Origin of the sequence: Streptomyces sp. NPDC005408 (assembly GCF_040606445.1) — a bacterium.
Lineage (GTDB): Bacteria > Actinomycetota > Actinomycetes > Streptomycetales > Streptomycetaceae > Streptomyces.
Map to the genome: position 1 here is coordinate 1 of NZ_JBEXEX010000087.1, position 16,641 is coordinate 16,641.

At 69.1% G+C, this 16,641-nt stretch carries 15 protein-coding genes and 5 pseudogenes; 9 read left to right on the forward strand and 11 right to left on the reverse strand.

The window, feature by feature from the left end; genetic code table 11:
- Positions 1-548 (reverse strand): transposase (locus ABZS64_RS37420; RefSeq protein WP_355839397.1); only part of this gene is annotated, 548 nt, incomplete at its 3' end.
- Positions 549-656: 108 nt separating this feature from the next.
- On the opposite strand from ABZS64_RS37420, the pseudogene ABZS64_RS37425 reads away from it, so the two are divergent.
- From ABZS64_RS37425 to nrtS, 3 genes and pseudogenes are all read left to right on the forward strand, one after another.
- A pseudogene (locus ABZS64_RS37425) lies at positions 657-801 on the forward strand (permease); the annotation flags it as partial.
- A gap of 360 nt (positions 802-1,161) precedes the next feature.
- Positions 1,162-1,785, forward strand: a complete 624-nt coding sequence (locus tag ABZS64_RS37430) for a DUF1326 domain-containing protein (protein ID WP_355839399.1) — start codon at positions 1,162-1,164, stop codon at positions 1,783-1,785.
- Positions 1,786-1,790: 5 nt separating this feature from the next.
- A pseudogene (nrtS, locus tag ABZS64_RS37435) lies at positions 1,791-1,976 on the forward strand (nitrate/nitrite transporter NrtS); the annotation flags it as partial.
- A 56-nt stretch (positions 1,977-2,032) separates the two neighbouring features.
- Here nrtS and ABZS64_RS37440 read toward each other — a convergent pair.
- Positions 2,033-2,869 carry a DUF2182 domain-containing protein gene (locus ABZS64_RS37440; protein ID WP_355839401.1) on the reverse strand — a complete coding sequence of 279 codons (837 nt, stop codon included), beginning with the start codon at positions 2,867-2,869 and terminating at the stop codon, positions 2,033-2,035.
- Between the two features lie 295 nt (positions 2,870-3,164).
- On the opposite strand from ABZS64_RS37440, the pseudogene ABZS64_RS37445 reads away from it, so the two are divergent.
- Positions 3,165-3,257 (forward strand): annotated as a pseudogene (locus tag ABZS64_RS37445) (IS5/IS1182 family transposase); the annotation flags it as partial.
- A 347-nt stretch (positions 3,258-3,604) separates the two neighbouring features.
- On the opposite strand, the gene ABZS64_RS37450 reads toward ABZS64_RS37445, so the two are convergent.
- The 3 genes from ABZS64_RS37450 to ABZS64_RS37460 all read right to left on the reverse strand — a co-directional run bounded on the left by ABZS64_RS37450 (position 3,605) and on the right by ABZS64_RS37460 (position 6,835).
- Positions 3,605-4,855, reverse strand: a complete 1,251-nt coding sequence (locus ABZS64_RS37450; RefSeq protein ID WP_355839403.1) for an FAD-dependent oxidoreductase — start codon at positions 4,853-4,855, stop codon at positions 3,605-3,607.
- A gap of 206 nt (positions 4,856-5,061) precedes the next feature.
- Positions 5,062-6,177, reverse strand: a complete 1,116-nt coding sequence (gene tal / locus ABZS64_RS37455) for a transaldolase (RefSeq protein WP_355839405.1) — start codon at positions 6,175-6,177, stop codon at positions 5,062-5,064.
- 220 nt (positions 6,178-6,397) lie between these two features.
- The gene (locus ABZS64_RS37460) at positions 6,398-6,835 is read right to left on the reverse strand and encodes a hypothetical protein (RefSeq protein WP_355839407.1); all 438 of its coding nucleotides are present in this window, start codon (positions 6,833-6,835) and stop codon (positions 6,398-6,400) included.
- A gap of 90 nt (positions 6,836-6,925) precedes the next feature.
- Here ABZS64_RS37460 and ABZS64_RS37465 point away from each other — a divergent pair.
- The 4 genes and pseudogenes from ABZS64_RS37465 to ABZS64_RS37480 all read left to right on the forward strand — a co-directional run bounded on the left by ABZS64_RS37465 (position 6,926) and on the right by ABZS64_RS37480 (position 11,751).
- A pseudogene (locus tag ABZS64_RS37465) lies at positions 6,926-7,607 on the forward strand (transcriptional regulator).
- A 373-nt stretch (positions 7,608-7,980) separates the two neighbouring features.
- A pseudogene (locus tag ABZS64_RS37470) lies at positions 7,981-8,286 on the forward strand (hypothetical protein); the annotation flags it as partial.
- A 712-nt stretch (positions 8,287-8,998) separates the two neighbouring features.
- A complete protein-coding gene (locus ABZS64_RS37475; protein ID WP_355839409.1) occupies positions 8,999-9,244 on the forward strand; it encodes a hypothetical protein in 246 nt (81 codons plus the stop codon).
- 5 nt (positions 9,245-9,249) lie between these two features.
- Positions 9,250-11,751, forward strand: a complete 2,502-nt coding sequence (locus ABZS64_RS37480; RefSeq protein ID WP_355839411.1) for a SpoIIE family protein phosphatase — start codon at positions 9,250-9,252, stop codon at positions 11,749-11,751.
- A gap of 240 nt (positions 11,752-11,991) precedes the next feature.
- On the opposite strand, the gene ABZS64_RS37485 is transcribed toward ABZS64_RS37480, so the two are convergent.
- Together ABZS64_RS37485 and ABZS64_RS37490 are read right to left on the reverse strand one after the other, a co-directional pair.
- Complete coding sequence (locus ABZS64_RS37485; RefSeq protein ID WP_355839413.1) at positions 11,992-12,651, reverse strand: transposase; 660 nt, start codon at positions 12,649-12,651, stop codon at positions 11,992-11,994.
- Between the two features lie 81 nt (positions 12,652-12,732).
- Entirely contained in the window at positions 12,733-14,262 is a 1,530-nt protein-coding gene (locus ABZS64_RS37490; protein ID WP_355839415.1) for an SDR family oxidoreductase, read from the reverse strand.
- Between the two features lie 246 nt (positions 14,263-14,508).
- On the opposite strand from ABZS64_RS37490, the gene ABZS64_RS37495 reads away from it, so the two are divergent.
- Positions 14,509-15,177 (forward strand): DUF2238 domain-containing protein, encoded by a 669-nt coding sequence (locus ABZS64_RS37495; RefSeq protein ID WP_355839417.1) that lies wholly within the window; start codon positions 14,509-14,511, stop codon positions 15,175-15,177.
- Here ABZS64_RS37495 and ABZS64_RS37500 read toward each other — a convergent pair.
- The 4 genes from ABZS64_RS37500 to ABZS64_RS37515 all read right to left on the reverse strand — a co-directional run bounded on the left by ABZS64_RS37500 (position 15,149) and on the right by ABZS64_RS37515 (position 16,472).
- On the reverse strand, positions 15,149-15,448 hold the full coding sequence (locus ABZS64_RS37500) for an aldo/keto reductase (RefSeq protein WP_355839426.1): 300 nt from the start codon (positions 15,446-15,448) through the stop codon (positions 15,149-15,151). The two genes, ABZS64_RS37495 and ABZS64_RS37500, sit on opposite strands and share 29 nt — an antisense overlap.
- Positions 15,361-15,654, reverse strand: coding sequence for a hypothetical protein (locus ABZS64_RS37505; protein WP_355839419.1), 294 nt, complete (start codon positions 15,652-15,654; stop codon positions 15,361-15,363). Before ABZS64_RS37505 ends, ABZS64_RS37500 begins: the two co-directional genes overlap by 88 nt.
- Before the next feature lie 23 nt (positions 15,655-15,677).
- A complete protein-coding gene (locus ABZS64_RS37510) occupies positions 15,678-16,010 on the reverse strand; it encodes an aldo/keto reductase (protein WP_355839422.1) in 333 nt (110 codons plus the stop codon).
- Positions 16,011-16,241: 231 nt separating this feature from the next.
- Positions 16,242-16,472 (reverse strand): hypothetical protein, encoded by a 231-nt coding sequence (locus tag ABZS64_RS37515; RefSeq protein WP_355839424.1) that lies wholly within the window; start codon positions 16,470-16,472, stop codon positions 16,242-16,244.
- Positions 16,473-16,641 lie beyond the last annotated feature (169 nt).

Below are 16,641 nucleotides of genomic sequence, written 5' to 3' on the forward strand. Positions count from 1 at the left end.
CCGTTCACGGGAAGCGGCTGGACGGCGGGGTCCTCCACCAGGAGAGACACGAACCAGCGCCCGGCCGCGTCCTGCGAGACAGTCACCGTGGACGGGACCGCAGCCTCCGGGAGGGGACGCGACCAGCGGATGTCCAGTAGTTCAGCCATCTTCGCGAGCCGCAGCTCACCGTCCCGGTACCGGAACGCGCTCGTGGTGTACTCCGCGCTCTTGCGGGACTTCTTCCGCGACTTGAACCGCGGGTACTTGGCCCGCTTACCGAAGAAGTTCGTGAACGCCACCTGCAAGTGCCGCACAGCCTGCTGGAGCGGCACCGACGACACCTCATTGAGGTAGGCCAGCTCCTCGGTCCTCTTCCACGCCGTCAGCATCGTCGACGTCGCGTTGTAATTGACCCGCTCCTGCCGCGCCCACGCCTCGGTACGAGCCGCAAGCGCCAGGTTGTAGACCTTCCGCACGCACCCGAACGTGCGCGACAACTCGGCCGCCTGCGCATCCGTCGGATAGAAGCGGTACTTGAACGCCCGCTTCACATGCGTGGTCGCCATGCCTCACAAACTATCAACTCAACTTGTGACACCCTGCGGGCAGTTGGCTGTGAACAGCGATCCATCCTGACGGCAAATCACCTTTCCCTGCCCTGCTCCGCAGGAGTCCGGCCGCGCACCCTCGCGATCGCCTCCGGTCTGGGTGCCGCGTCCTCATCCTGTTCGCATGCCGCCGCGGCTGGCCCGCTCGCTGTTCCGCAAAGCCGCGGACTTCACCGCCGCTATGGCTTTCGAGATTGCCTCCACCAATCTGGAGGGGCGGCTCCTCCGAATCCGGCCCTACGGGGCACAGCCAGGAACCCCACGACTGACGCTTCTCAGTGCGGGTCACCGGTCAGGGTCGCGACAGAGTGGCCGCGGGCCGCAAAGCACTTGTGCGTCGTCAATCGGCTACTCCGCGCCCGGCCGCGGACAGCGCGCAGGCGCTGACCTCCTGCGCAGGTCAGGGGCCGTTGCGATGGATCAGAAGCGTGGAGGACCGCGAGCCAGCTGGCGGGCATCGAGGCGCTGGTCGGTTTGATCAGAAATGCCGTTTACATGCCAACTTGACAGGACTAGCGTGAAAGTACAGATGACGCTCACCGCCATCACCATCAAAGAAGCGGGAGCAGCTATGTCGTGGACGATATCCGGAAAATATGTCGCCGGTTGCTCATGCGCGGTGCTGTGCAGCTGCCCGTACGACGGCCAGCCCAGGGACGCCGAGGGCAGAACCGAGTGCCGGGGCACCATTGTGTTCCACGTGGCCGAGGGGAATCTGGACGACCTGGACCTGTCAAACGTGGCCTTCGCGTTCTACAACCACTTCCCGTCCAACCTGTCCTCCGGTAACTGGAAGGTCGGCCTGGTCGTGGACAGTGCGGCCAGCGACGAGCAGGCAGCCGCTCTGGATCGCATCGTTTCAGGCCAGGAAGGCGGCCCCTTGGGCGAACTCTCTCAGTTCTACGGCGAGTACCTCGGCATGGAGCGGGCCAGCGTGTCCCTCACGGACTCGGGCACCCCCGGCCTCAAGGTCGAGGGCAGGACCGAGCTCTCGTACGAGCCCCTGACCGGTGCCGACGGGAGCCCGACAAAGGTCAAGAACGCAATGTTCGGACTCGCGACCGAGTTCGAGGTCGGCAAGACCACGGGACGTTCCGACGCCTTCGGGCTGAGTTACGAGGCGTCGTACGGCGAGACGGCCGACTACATCTTCAGCAGTGAGGAGTCCGAGGGAGCCCCCCGAGGGCGTGTCTGAGTGCCATGAGCGCCGATGAGGCGCCGCGACTGCTGGCCACGGCGTTCTCGTTGTCAAGGTGCGTGCCGATCGCCCTGTTTGTGGGCACCCTGCTCTCGCTCGTCAACCAGGGCGCGGTGATCGCCTCCGGGGACAGCACGGCCGCGACCTGGTTGCGGGTGCTGTTCAACTACCTTGTGCCTGGCTGCGTATCCAGAGCGGGCTTCTTCAGCTGCCGGCGGGGAGCCTGGGGCCCGGGTCCCATGAGTCACATGCCGCCCATGGTCGGCATCGAGTTCTGCAGACCCGGCAGCAGCCAGTCCTGGAACGGCGCAAGCACGGCCAGGACGAGGAATGTGACGCCCACGCCGCGGGCGAGCAGCGGTCCGCGGGACCACAGCTTCTCCACGAAGATCACCACGGCCAGTCCGGCCATCGCGGCCACGTTCATCACGCCGAGCGGGATCAGGACGACCATCAGCCCGGCACAGCAGCCGACGCAGTAGGCACCATGGTGGACCCCCACCCGCAGGTCACGGGCCGGGCGCGGGAAGCCCGCATAGCGCATCAAGTGGCTCAGGGGGTCGCGGCAGTGCCGCAGGCAGACGTTCTTGAGCGGGCCCAGCTGATACAGGCCCGCGAGCAGGAAAGCGGTGAAGCCGATCCAGCGCCCGGCAGTCGGGTGGTCGTCGACCACGCCCCCGGTGAAGGCCAGTGCCACGTAGGCGAGCATCCCGAAGGCCGTCCACACCAGCAGATAGCCGCCCACGAATTCTGTGGTGCGCGCGGCCCGGGCCCAGCCGGAGGACTGCCGGCCGATCCCCCGCACCCAGGTGATGGCCACCGGCGCCATGGAGGGCAGCATCATGGCCGCCATCATCGTCACCCAGAGCAGCAGAAACAGCGGCAGCGCCATGCCCATGGTGCCGGGTTCGACGCCCATGTCGCTGGCCTGCCCTATCGTGAGCGCCCAGGCGGGTACCGCGATCAGGACGATCAGGAACCACGCGGCCGCAAGGTCCCTCTTCGGCAGCAACGTCCCGCCTTGTCCGGTCGGCGCGACAGGCCGGACGGGTGCGAAATGGGAGTTCCGGGTGCGACGCATCAGCGTTCTCCTGGGGACACTTCCAGCAGAACACGCCCACGCCGCCAGTGCGACCCTGGCTTCCTCGTAGACCTCAGTTCAGGCCTCGGCCGGCCGGTGGCCAGAAGAGGGCGACCCGGCAGGAAACCTGGCCGCGCGCGGAAGACAGCCGCGCCCATGTACGGCGCTGACCTGCGGGACACAGTGAAGTGAGGCAACTGCCGAAGCGTTTTGCCACTGGGCAGCCTTGGCACACGGTTCCCTAAGACGGATTGCCCATCCGTTCACAGCAGCCCGGTGCTTCACGGGGTTGCAGATGCGCCAGTTCGAAGGGCTGCTGCGGGTGGTGCGGGAGCGGGGCGGCAACGGTCCCTGCGGCGGGCGGTCGTGGTGCTCGCCACTGGAGGATGGCCTTTCCACCGGGCAGCGGCTGAACCTGCGCCACGGCGCCTTCGCTGCCGGGTACGCCGTCCAAGCCGAGGTAGCGGTTGACGAAGGGGCCGTCCTGCAGGGTCTGCTGGATGGCGGCGAGGGTGCCGCGCATGCGCGGGTCGTCGGGCGGGCAGCCGTGGAGCAGTCCGAGCAGGAGGCTGGCATCCAGGTCGTCGCTGTCGGCGGAACGCAGGTAACTGTTCGGGCGGCCATCATGTGCACCAGGTCAGCCCTTCCGGCCCATCCATTGGCTGCGACGCCCTCCGTCGGTGTGCGCCCTGATGGGCGTGGCTGTCACCTTGAAAGGCCGACCCCTTTCGCGTGTTACGCCGTCGAGTCGGGACGGCCCAGGAGTTCGTCCAGAGATACGTCGGGGTCGGCGAGCCTGGCGGGGTCGATCTGGTGCCTGGAGGTGACGAGGCTGCGGAGCGGGTCCGTGACGTCCCAGACGTTGACGTTCATGCCGGCCAGTACCCGGCCCTCGGCGAGCCAGAAGGCGATGAACTCGCGGGTGTCTCTCCGGCCGCGGAAGACCACTTGGTCGTATCCGCCGGGTTCGACATACCCGGTGTACTCCATGCCCAGGTCGTACTGGTCTGTGAAGAAGTACGGAACGCGGTCGTAGCTTACGTCTTGGCCCAGCATCGCCTTGGCCGCGACCTGGGGCTGGTTGAGTGCGTTGGCCCAGTGTTCGACGCGGATGTGCTTGCCGAGCAGCGGGTGGAAGGCGTTGGCGACGTCCCCGGCGGCGTAGATGTCCGGGTGGGAGGTGCGCAGGTGGGCGTCGACGCGGATGCCGTTGTCGACGTCGAGGCCGGCGGCTGTGGCGAGTTGGGTGTTGGGGGTGATGCCGACCCCGACGATGACCGCGTCGGCGTCGATGCGGCTGCCGTCGGCCAGCAGCACGCCGTTCGCCCGGCCATCAGCCCCGGCGATCTCAGCGACTTGGACACCGAAGCGCAGGTCGACTCCGTGGTCGGTGTGCAGGTCGGCGAAGATCTGGGCCACTTCGCGGCCCAGCACGCGCAGCAGGGGGAGTTCCGCTGTCTCCAGCACCGTGGCCTCCACGCCGGCCGCGCGGGCGGCGGCAGCGGTCTCCAGACCGATCCAGCCGGCGCCGATCACCGCGATGCGGGATGCGGACTCAAAGGATTTCTTGATGCGGTCGCTGTCGGCGAGCCGGCGCAGGTAGTGGACCCCGTCGAGGTCGGCTCCGGGCACCGGCAGGCGCCGCGGTGAGGAGCCGGTGGTCAGGAGCAGCTTTGCGTAGCCGAGCCGGCTGTCGTCAGCGAGCGTCACTTGATGTCCGGCCGGGTCGATCGCGATAGCGGTGGCGCCCAGGCGCAGGTCGACGTCGTGCTCGGCGTACCACTGGGAAGGGTGGACGTAGACCGCGTCACGCTCGTCCTTGCCCAGCAGGTAGCCCTTGGAGAGCGGTGGCCGTTCGTAGGGGCGCTCGCTCTCCTCTCCGAGCAGCACGACCGGGCCGTCGAAGCCTTCTTCCCGGAGGGTTTGTGCTGCCTTCGCACCAGCCAGGCTGGCTCCGACGATCACGAATGCTGTGTTCGCGGCCATGTCCTCTCCTCTGCTGCGTTGGCTCTGCCCGCAGACCGATGGCGGTTTGCTCGGCGAGTTGGTCCCCGCCGGAGTCGCATGTGGTCAGTCCCATCGTCGTCGATGGCGCTACGCTGCGGGCGGTTGAGGTGTTTCCCGGTGTGTCTGCCGATCGGGGGTCGCAGGACGTTGCTCCGCCGGGATCGTCCGGTCGGCGACCGGCTGCATCAGGCGCCGGCGCGCTTGGTGTGCAGTTCGGTATTCAGTTGCTCGAACAGCTCGTTGCCGGAGGCCGTGAACTTGCTGATGCCCTCGTCCTCCAGCACACGCACCACGTCGGCATAGGACACTCCGACAGCCTCCAGGACATCGAGTACCTGCTGGGCTTCCGCATAAGTGCCATGGATGGTGTCGCCCTGGATACGGCCGTGGTCCGCGACCGCGCGCAGGGTCTGCTCCGGCATGGTGTTGACGACCCCTGGCGCCACCAGTTCGTCGACGTAGCGGGTGTCGTCGTAGGCGGGGTCCTTCACCCCGGTGGAGGCCCACAGCGGGCGTTGCGTGCGCATCCCGGCCGCCGCCAGGGCCTTCCATCGGTCTGATGCACACGTCTGTTCGAAGTACTGGTGGGCCAGGCGTGCGTTGGCGATCGCGGCCCGCCCGCGCAGGGCCCGCGCCTCCGGCGTGCCGATCTTGTCCAGTCGGCTGTCGACCTCGGTGTCCACACGGCTGACGAAGAAGGAGGCCACCGACGCGATGGACGCCAGGTCACGTCCCGCCGCATGGGCCCTGCCCATGCCGTCCAGGAAGGCGCGGAGCACTTGGGCGTAGCGGTCCAGAGAGAAGATCAACGTCACGTTGATACTGATGCCTTCGGCGAGCGCCGTGCTGATCGCCTCCAGGCCCTTCTGCGTGGCGGGGATCTTCACGAACAGGTTCGGCCGGTCCACCAGCCACCACAGGGCCCGCGCCTCGGCGACCGTTGCCGCCGTGTCGTGGGCGACGCGCGGGTCCACCTCGATCGAAACCCGACCGTCCACCCGGTCACTGGCCTCGTACACCGGGCGCAGCACGTCGCATGCCCAGCGGACGTCGAACGCGGTCAGCAGCCTGACGGCTTCCTCGACCCGAACCCCGCGCCGGGCAAGATCGTCTACCTGCTCGTCGTAGCGGGCACCCGAGCGGATCGCCTTGGCAAAGATCGTCGGGTTGCTGGTGATGCCCACTACCTGCTGCTCACGCACCAAGTCGGCCAGCCCGCCACCGGCGAGCCGCTCCCGGCTCAGATCATCCAGCCAGACCGCTACGCCTTCTGTGGCCAGCCGGTCCAGGTTCTCACTCATGATCTTCTCCCTCGCGTCGCTTCGGGCGATGCTCTCTACGCGCTGCCAGGATCGTCTGCGGGCGGGGCGCAGACCTCCATCACACCCAGGAGGCCAGCGACCACGCCGGCGATTCGATGCCGGGCAGGTGCGTACTGCGTTCGGGGCTGACGAGGCCGCCACGGCAACGCATGCGGGTGACTGAGGGCCCACCCGCCTCGTCACCATCTGCGGCTGCTGCCTAGTGAGACTGCCGCTTGCCGTGGTAGTGCTGGGCGAGCCGGGCGAGGGCGACCGCCCCGAGCAGGAGTCCGAAGTCGCGCAGCGCGATGTCGTAGTGGCCGGGGATGGTCAGCAGGTTGATGATGATGCCGGCGAGCCATCCGGCGACCAGCCAGCCGCCGAAGCGCGGGGCGAGGGCGACGGCAAGGCCCGCGACGATCTCGATGACCCCCACGGCGTACATGGCTGCCTGGGCGCTGCCGGGAACGACGTCGTTGATCCACGGCGCGAGGTAGGTGGGCCAGTCGACGAGCAGGTTGGCGAACTTGTCCAGCCCGAACAGGATCGGCGCCACGATGAAACCGGTACGCAGGATGACGAACGCCTGGTAGCCCGGTTCAGTGAGCACAGCCCGCCGGGGCGTGGCGGACGTGGTGGTTGTGGCTGCGAACGACATGACACCCCTCCTTCTATCGACAACTCTCACTAATGATAGAAGTGCGGATTTTCTCTTTAGTCAATAACTGTGGGTTTTACACTGGAGTTCATGGACCACCCGAAGGAAGCACTCCGCCCCTGCGTCTCTGCCGTCGCCGCGCTCGACGAGCGGCTCTATGACCACGTCGTGCGCCAGCCGGGACCGGGTCAGCCGCGACGAAGCCGCCGAGGCCCTGCTTGCCCGGCAGACCGCGGCCTTCCACCTGGACCGCCTGGCCGACGAATCACTGCTCGACGTCGTCTACGAGCGGCGCAGCGGCCGGACCGGGCCGGGAGCCGGCAGGCCCGCCAAGCTCTATAAGCGCTCCACCAAGCAGGTCACCGTCAGCCTGCCCGAGCGGCACTACGAGCTGGCCGGACGGCTCCTCGCCCAGGCCCTGGAGGCCGAAGCCACGGGCGAACCGGTACGGACCGTCCTGCACCGAAAGGCCCACGAGCTGGGCACACAGCTCGCCGGACCGGACCAGACGGATGTGTTCGACCTGCTGGAAGGGAACGGTTTAGAACCCCGCTGTGAAGGTGACGCCATCGTCCGGGGCAACTGCCCCTTCCACGCGCTTGCACGCGAACACACCCAGACCGTGTGCGGCATGAACCTCCAACTGCTCCGCGGCGTGCTTGAAGGGCTCGACGAAGGCGGGCTCCGGGCATGCCTGGAGCCCAGCCCCGGCCACTGCTGTGTCCACCTGCAGCCCGCTTCCTCACCGCCCGGGACGGCGCGGCGCTCGTGAGGCGTACCGCCACCCGCCGCCCGCAGGACCTTCCTACCCACGAGGAGTACGTCATGGGCATCGCTGCACCGCTCGCGGCTTCGGCATCGGATACGGCTCTCTGAAGGCCGCGCTCATGGACCGGAAAACGACTGCCCCCGGCCGAAGGCACCCTGTCGCGATCGCTGGCAGATCTCCGTGCTGGGTGCATGTTGCCTGGGGCTGCTTCGGTCTTGTGGCGAGTCGGTGTCAAGGCCCGGTGGGTGGAGAGCCGCGCGGTAGCGTCCGGCGCCGCCGATGCTGAGGCCGAACAGGTCGCACAGGCGGCGCAGGTCGCCGGTAGCGAGCATTTCATCGAGGATGCGGTCTTCGCGGACGGCCTGTGCCGAGATGCCGAGGTTCTGACTTCTCCACCCCGACAACGCTCCTGTGCTCGTCGGACGACCCCGCCGGCACTCTCTTCGGCATGACCAAGCCGCTGCTCCAGGTGGACCTGTCCGGTGAACCGAACGGCTCGGCGGACGTCCGGGGCCACGTGACCGCCCTGCGCCAGCTCCCGCTGCGCAGCTCGTGCTCGGGCAGCTTCGAGGCGGAGGGCATCGACTACGACCGGCGGACGGGCACGCTGCGGGTGATCGTGATCTCGCCAGGCTTCTGCGTAGCGACGGACAGCAAGACGTACCGATTCACGCGGAGTTGAGCCGGGGCCTCACGGGTGCACGCGAGCCGCTGCACCCGTGAGGAACCGTCAGCCCGCACGGCCTGTCACCGGCCCGGCCTGTGGCTGAACGGGCCTGTGACTGCCCCGGCCTGCCCCCGAACCGGCGGGTCACTGCCCCAGGCTGTCACCGGTCCGGGTTCATGAGCATGCCCGCCGTGGTGTCGGTGATGGAGCCGTCGGGGCCGAAGAGCACCCGTGCCTCGTGCACGCCGCTCACGCCGCTCATGAAGTCCGGCTGACCGTAGTGCCACACCTGCATCCCGAAGTGCTCGACATACGCGACGGCGGCGGAACGGGTTAGCTCGGCGCGACGGCTCTCGGGAACGAGCCCGCGCAGCCGGCCCGCACCGCCCTTGATCTCTCGGCACCGAGCCGGTGGTCGGTGCGGGGGTCGGGCAGCCGCTCGTCGCAGAGAAAGAGGGGCTGTCCGTCCCATCTCTCTGATCACCGACCGACGTGACGGGCGTCAAGCGGCTGACGACTGAACGTCGACCGGATCGACGTCGTCGGCTGACGCGCCCCACGCCGGCGCCGCCCACCACTGCGGAGGCGGCACGGCAAGCCCCGGCGCCACGCACAGAGGCCCCGCCCGAACATCCCGGGGCGGGGCCGCGGGCCGGCGGTCCGGGCTCGCCGCCGCCTCTCGATGCACAGCTATAGTTGATTGTGACTGGTTTGTAACGCTTTGCACTTGCGCAATCGAAGTCCGACCGGTCGGCAGATCGGAGGCGTGGACGTGGACAAGGCGTTCGCTCCCGGTCTGCCGGGGCTGGAGGAGGCTCCGGGGGCCGAGCGGCTGCGTTTCCTCAATGGGACGAATGGCGGGCGGACCGATTCGCCCACGCTGCGACTGGCACCGGGGCAAGCGGTGGCCAACCTCGACAGCCCGGGCGTCATGGGCCGTTCCCCGTGCCTGACGGGCAAGTGGGAGTGCTGATCGTTGTGACAGCCAGGCCCCGCCCGCCCGTCACCGCCCAGCACGGCTTCCTCAAAGCCATCACGCGGTGGGTTCCCGAGCGGCTGCGGCATCCCCGCCCCAGCTCGCGCGACACCGCCCTCGCCCGGTGGCAGGAAGAGCGGTCCGACCGCTCTCCGCTGTCGCAGGCACTCGATGCGGTCCCGGTCGGGGCCTGGGACTGGAACATCCACACCGGCGAGCTGCTCTGGGACGAGGCGATGCCGCTGGTTCTCGGCATAGCCCCGGAGGTCTTCGACGGACGGATCGAGACCTGGCGGCGGCTGATCCATCCCGACGACCTGCCCGTGGTGCTTGCGCAGGCCGAGCAGTCCCTGCAGGAAGGCGCCGAGTACCTCGTCAGACACCGTGTGTGCCGTCCGGACGGCACAGTCGGCTGGGTGGCGGTACGCGGCCGGACCATCGTCAGCGAGGGCGGTGCGCCGACCCACATGGTAGGGCGGCTGTGGGAGACCACCGAGACGCTGGCAGCCCTGGACTCGGTCGGCCGGGCCATGCGGCACATGAGCGACGGCTTCGTCGCGGTCGACGCCGACTGGCGGATTCTTTATGTCAACGACCAGGCCGAGCGGCTCCTCGGCCCCTCGGCTGGACTCGTCGCCCGGACGCTCTGGGACATCCCCGCGGTCCGTGTACCCGGCCTCGAATCGCAGTGCCGCAAAGCCGTCGCAGACCGCACACCAACGGGCCTTGACCTCCGGTTGCCGACCGACGGGCGCTGGTATCACCTGCGGCTGATCCCGGTTCCCGACGGACTGACGGTCTATCTGACCGATATCACCGAGAGACGGCAGGCGGAGGCGGAACGTGCGGCCGTGGAGCGAGCGGCAGCCGAGCGGTCCGCGCACATCGGGGAGCTGACGGCGGCGCTCGCCGAGGCACTCACCGCCGAGGACGTGGTGACCGCGGCCGCCGAGCGGATGCTGCCGCTCTTCGGTGCCACAGGGCTGATCGTGCAGGCCCGCGTAGGCGACCGGGTGCGGGCTGTCGGGGCTGTCGGATACCCGCAGTCGTTTCTCGATCGGCTCGCAGACGGACTCCCCGCCGACACCACCGGCGACCGGACGCTGCGTGACCATACCCCGAGGTTCATCGCCTCACCGGAGGAGATGGCGGCCGAATACCCGGGGATGGCCGAGCTGGCGGCCCTGAGCGGGAAGCGCGCGTGGGCGTTTCTGCCGCTCATGGTGGCCGGCAACCAGGTCGGCGGCTGCGTCGTCTCCTTCGACCGGCCCCGCCGTCTCACCGGGGAGGAGCGCACCCTGCTGATCGCGCTCAGCGGGCTGGTCGCACAGGCCCTGGAGCGGGCCCGGCAGTACGACGCCGAGCACAGCCGCGCGCAGGCGTTGCAACGCGGCCTGCTGCCCCGCGTGTTGCCGTCCCTGCCCGCCGTCACTGCCGCCGCCCGCTATCTGCCGGCCAGCGGCGGCATGCTCGGCGGCGACTGGTACGACGTCATTCCGCTCTCCGCCGACCGCGTCGCCCTGGTCATCGGGGACGTGATGGGCCACGGCCTGCCCGAGGCCGCCACCATGGGTCGGCTGCGCACCGCCGTACGCACCCTGGCCGGCCTCGAACTGCCGCCCGACGAATTGTTCTCCCACCTCAACGACCTGGTCAGCGACCTCGGCGACGACTTCTACGCCACCTGCCTGTACGCCCTCTACGATCCCGCCAGCGCCGTCTGCACACTCACCAATGCCGGACAGCCGCCGCCAGCGGTCGTCCACCCCGACGGCACGGTGTATTTCCCCGACCTCGCCGCCGACCCGCCGCTCGGCGCGGCCACGCCTCCGTTCGAAACCACAGAACTGAAGCTGCCCGAGGGGAGCCTCCTTGTGCTGTACACCGACGGTTTCGTGGAATCCGCCCGGCGCGACATCGACAGCGGCATCGCCCAACTGGCCAAGGCGATCACGGCCAGCCTCGACGGCACGCCGGGCGCAGGCCCGGTCGGACACCGGGACGCCGAAGCCGCACGCCTTGACCGCCTCTGCGAATCGCTCGCCTCCGCTCTGCTACCGGCCCAGGAGCAGACCAGCGACGATGCCGCCGTGCTCATGGCCCGAACCCACGCCCTCACGGCCGAGGACATGGCGTCCTGGACCCTGCCCGAGGACCCCATCGCGGCAGGCCAGGCTCGCGACCACGTCCGGCATCAGCTGGCCCGCTGGCAGCTCGACGATCTCGTCCCGACCACCGAGATGCTCGCCAGCGAACTGGTCGGCAATGTGGTGCGGCACGCGAAGGGCCCCATCCGTCTGCGCCTGCTGCGAAGCCGGACGCTCATCTGCGAGGTCTCGGACGGCAGTCTCACCACCCCCCGCATCCGCCGTGCTGCCGACACCGACGAGGGCGGCCGCGGACTCCAGTTGGTCGCCGCGCTGAGCCAGCGCTGGGGAACCCGTTACACCTTCGACGGCAAATGCATCTGGACCGAGCAGCCGCTGCCCGAAGATCCGCGATGATCCAACCTGTCAACCGGCCGGGTCCTGCATAACGGGCCTCTTCTGGAGCGGAGTTGAATGAGCTGCTCCGCCGACCGCGTCGCGGTGCGGCGCACTTGCGCCGCACAGCGCCGGAGGAGAGGCGACCTCCGGCAGGGTCATTGGGAAACGCGCACGTAGTCGGTGAGCACCGGCTCCTCGGGGGTGGCTGCCGTCGGTGACCGCCGCGGGCAAAGAAAAGGGGCACCCGAACGTGGGACGTTACACCGACCCTCCCCCGCAGGCCGCTTCTTTTGGGGTCCGGGCCAGTCGCTGGAGGGTGCAGAAGGCGTGGGCGGCGGTGACGAGGGTGACGTGGTGGTGCCAGCCGTTCCAGGTGCGGCCTTCGAAGTGGGCCAGGCCCAGGGCCTGCTTCATCTCGCGGTAGTCGTGCTCGATCCGCCAGCGCAGCTTGGCCAGCCGCACGAGCGTGGCCAGCGGGGTGTCGGCGGGCAGGTTGGACAGCCAGAACTGCACGGGTTCGGGCTCGGTGGCGGGCCATTCGGCCAGCAGCCAGCATGCGGGCAGTCCGGGTTGTCGACGGCCTTGCGGATCGCAGCGCTCTGAGCAGCTCCGTTCGCCGAACTCCTCCTGACCTGGATCGACAGCCGCGACAAAATGAACACCGCGACCAACCGAGACTCCCGCTGGCTCTTCCCCGGCCGTCGCGCGGGCCAGCCGCTGCACCCCAACGGTCTCTCCGGCCAGCTCAACGACCTCGGCATCCCCACGACCGCCGCCCGCACCGCAGCGATCCGCCAGCAAGTCCTGGAGATGCCTGCCCCCGTCGTCGCAGACGCCCTCGGCTACCACCACAAGACCACCACCCGACTCCTCAACGAGACCGGCGGGACGTGGAGCCGCTACTCCGTCGGCGACCACAAACGGTCACCAATGGACCGGCGGACAGGCAGTGCTGCTGTCCGCACTTTCGACACAGCGCGCGCGGACGGGTGCAGCCACTCAGCCGCGAGCCGCGCCCCGGTTGTCAGGTGCGGCAGCGGCATGGTGCGCGGCCCGTGCGATGTTGCGTGCCATGCCGCCGAACACGACGGCGTGGAACGGTGACACGCTCCACCAGTAGACATGCCCGAGGAGGCCGTGGGGGTGGAACAGGGCGCGCTGTCGGTACCGGCTGTGGCCGTTGCCGTCCGATTCCACGGACATCTCCAGCCAGGCGAGTCCCGGGAGACGCATCTCGGCACGCAGCCTTAGCAGCCGGCCCGGTTCGATCTCCTCCACCCGCCAGAAGTCCAGCGAGTCACCGACCCGCAGCCGGGCCGCGTCCCGGCGGCCACGGCGGAGTCCGACCCCGCCGACGAGCCGGTCGAGCCAGCCCCGCACGGCCCAGGCGAGCGGGAAGGAGTACCAGCCGTTCTTGCCGCCGATGCCTTCGATGACCTGCCACAGCGCCTTCGGTGAGGCGTCCACGGCCAGCGCCCGCCGATCGGTGTACAGGCTGCCTCCCGCCCAGTCGGGGTCTGTGGGCAGGGGATCACTCGGAGCTCCCGGCAGGGAGGCTGAGGACCAGCGGGTGGTGACCTGGGCGTCGCGCACACGCTGAAGAGCCAGCGTGAGGGCCTGGTCGCAGCCGATCGGTGCGCCCGGCGGATCGGGGACGTACTCCGCGATGTCGTGCTCGCGGCAGACGACCTCGTGGCGCAGGGACTCGGCCAGCGGCCGGGCGAAAGACGGGGGAACGGGAGTGACCAGGCCGATCCAGAGGCTGGAAAGCCGGGGGGTGAGCATCGGTACGCGCAGGATGAGGCGGTGAGGCAGCCGCGCCACCACGGCGTATCGCCGCATCATGTCCTCGTACGTGATGACATCGGGCCCGCCGATGTCGAACGTCCGGCTCACCGCGTCGGGCATCCGCGCACTGCCCACGAGATAGCGCAGCACGTCCCGGACGGCGATCGGCTGGATGCGGGTGGCGACCCAGCTCGGGGTGACCATGACCGGCAGCCTCTCGGTGAGGTAGCGCAGCATCTCGAAGGACGCGGAACCGGAGCCGATGATGACCGCGGCGCGCAGCACGGTGGTCGGTACGCCCGAGCGGAGGAGGATGGCGCCAACCTCGGCACGCGAACGCAGATGAGCGGAGAGTTCGCGTTCCGGGACATCGGCCGGGGTCAGTCCACCGAGGTAGACAATGCGTCGTACGCCGGCTGCCCGGGCCTGCTCGGAGAAGAGCCTCGCGGCCTTTCGGTCGGTTGTCTCGAAGCCGGATCCGGAGCCGAGAGCGTGCACGAGGTAGTAGGCGACGTCGATGCCACGCAGGGCTTCGCCGAGCGAGGCCGCATCGGTCACGTCTCCGCGCACCACCTCCACGTGCGGGGCCCACGGGTGGTCACGCAGCTTCGCCGGCGTCCGGGCCAGGCAACGTACTCGGTGCCCCGCATCCAGCAGTTCGGGCACCAGACGGCCTCCGATGTAGCCTGTCGCGCCCGTGACCAGACAGGGGGGTCGCTGTGCTCCCTCGCCGCTCGCCATCGGTGTCCTCCGTTCGTGCGTGTCCCGTGCTTCTCACGGTCTCGCGCATCGCTATCCTCCGCACGGCCGGTAGCCCAGGTCCGTCGCCGCGTCTCCCCGGGCGGCCCGTCGCCCGGCGAACGACGCGCTACGGAGGCCTGCTGGTGGCTCGTGGGCCGACGTGGCGCGGATGAGTAGGGGTACTCAGGCGGACGCCCACGGCCGTGGCCATGCTGAGGGCGAACCACCGACGAAGGAGCGTTCGCCATGTCCTCAGGTTCCCAGCCCGTCCTGCCGATGCGGGCGGGTGTGCCCCTCGCGCTCGCCGCACTCGTGTGCGCCGGCCTTCTCGTGTCCGGGCTGCGGCCGTACGACCGGGCGACATGGCTGCTGGAGACGTGCTGGGTGCTCGTGGGTCTGCCGCTCGTCGTCCTCGTGTGGCAACGCTTTCCGCTGACGCTCCTGCTGTCCTGTCTGCTGGCGCTGCACGCTCTGGTGCTGTGTCTGGGCGGCCATTACACGTACTCCAGAGTGCCGTTGGGCGAGTGGCTTCAGGACGGGCTGGGGCTGACCCGAAATCCGTACGACCGCATCGGCCATCTGATGCAGGGCTTCGTCCCGGCGATCCTTGTGCGGGAGTTGCTGGTCCGTACGTCGCCGCTGCGCGGAAGTCGCTGGTTGGCGCCACTCACCGTGTGTGCCTGCCTGGCCTTCAGCTCGGTCTTCGAAATGCTCGAGTGGCTGGCCGCCGTGATCGGCGGGGAGCAGGCCGACGCGTTCCTGGCCACGCAGGGCGACGTCTGGGACACCCAGTGGGACATGCTCTGTGCACTGGTCGGCGCTGTGGTGGCAGTGGTGCTGCTCAGCCGGGTCCATGACCGTCAGCTGTCGGTGCGCCCGGCTCCGCTCAGGGCAGCGGAGCGCCGCGGGCCGTGAGCCAGAGTTCGTGCCACTCCTCGTGGGTGAGGTCCGGTTCCTGCTGCGCGGCGTCCCGGCAGGCACGGATACGGTCAGGACGGGCACTGCCTACCACCGGTGCGATCCGGGCCGGGTGCCGTTGCAGCCACCACAGCAAAATCGTCTCCGGCGTCGTCCCCTTCTTCTCGGCCAGTGACGTGATCAGCTGGGCGGTCGCGTGCTCCTCCGGCGTCTCTTGCCGGCCGGTGAAGCGACCCCGCGCCAGTGATCCCCACGCCTGCAGGGAAATGCCGTTTCTCCCGGCAGAACTCGACCGTTCCGAACGGAAAGCCGTTCATCGCGGCTTCCGTGGTGTTCACGAGGACGCCGGCTTCGAGCCAGTCGCGCCGGCTGCAGGCTCATCTCGAGCTGATAGGCGACGAGGGGGGCGTCGAGGCGTGCCTGGAGGGCGGCCATCTGCACGGCGCCCATGTTCGACACACCGAACCGCCGCACAAGGCCCTGCCGGTGGAGCGACGTCAGTGCCTCGGCGATGTCGTCGGGGTCGCCAACGAGTCCGGCCGGTGCAGCAACAGCACATCGATGACGTCGGTGCGCAGGCGGACCAGGCTCTCCTCGACCCGCCGGGCGATGCTCCGCCCACGGAGGTCGTAGATTCCGGGCCGCTCGCCGTCCGCAAGGCGGATACCGCACTTGGTCTGCACGACGATGCGTTCACGCAGCCCTGGCGTGCGGGCGAGCACCGCGCCGAAGACTGCCTCGGCCTTCCCGTGACGGTAGATGACGGCGTGGTCGAACGTGGTGATCCCGCTGTCCAGTGCGGCCTCGATCGCCGCGACCGCCACCCGCACCGGCCTGCGGGTGAGGGCAGAGCTCGATACCAACACCTACCCGACCGGAGTCCACATCGGTGACGCCGAACGGGTGGGGAACCAAGGTGAGTCGGTCTGGGGAGCTGCTGAGCAGGGGGTGGGGATTTTCAAGGGTCTGGTCGGAATTTCGTGACGGTCACGATCGCAGCAGGACGCGGGTGCGGAGGAGTCTGAAGGATCCCCGTCCGTACATCTGCCGCTTGATCGTCTTTAACGGTTGACGTGGCCTTCGACGACGCCGGAGCTGTAGGCGAGCGTCATGCCGGCGAGGACGGCGTCCCAGTCCTGGCGCAGGAATCCGGCGAAGCCCTGTATTGGACCTGGTCCGTTGCTCTCGGCCTCGCGGACCCAGGCGGCCAGGAGGTGGCCGAGTCGGCACGTCTGGGCCCATCGACCCAAGTCCTCGCCCTGGAACAGGACTTCACCCGGTGCCGGCGGCACCGCTTCATCGCCTTGGGCATGGGCGCCTGGGCGAGGCGGAAGCAGTGCTGCCGCCCCGCATCCCACACGGGGCGCGAAGGCCGGCGAGCTCGGCCACCAGGCCGTCTTCACCGCCTGACGCACTCCACAGCGGCCCCTCGCCCGAACCCCGGGGGGGGGCCGCGGGGTG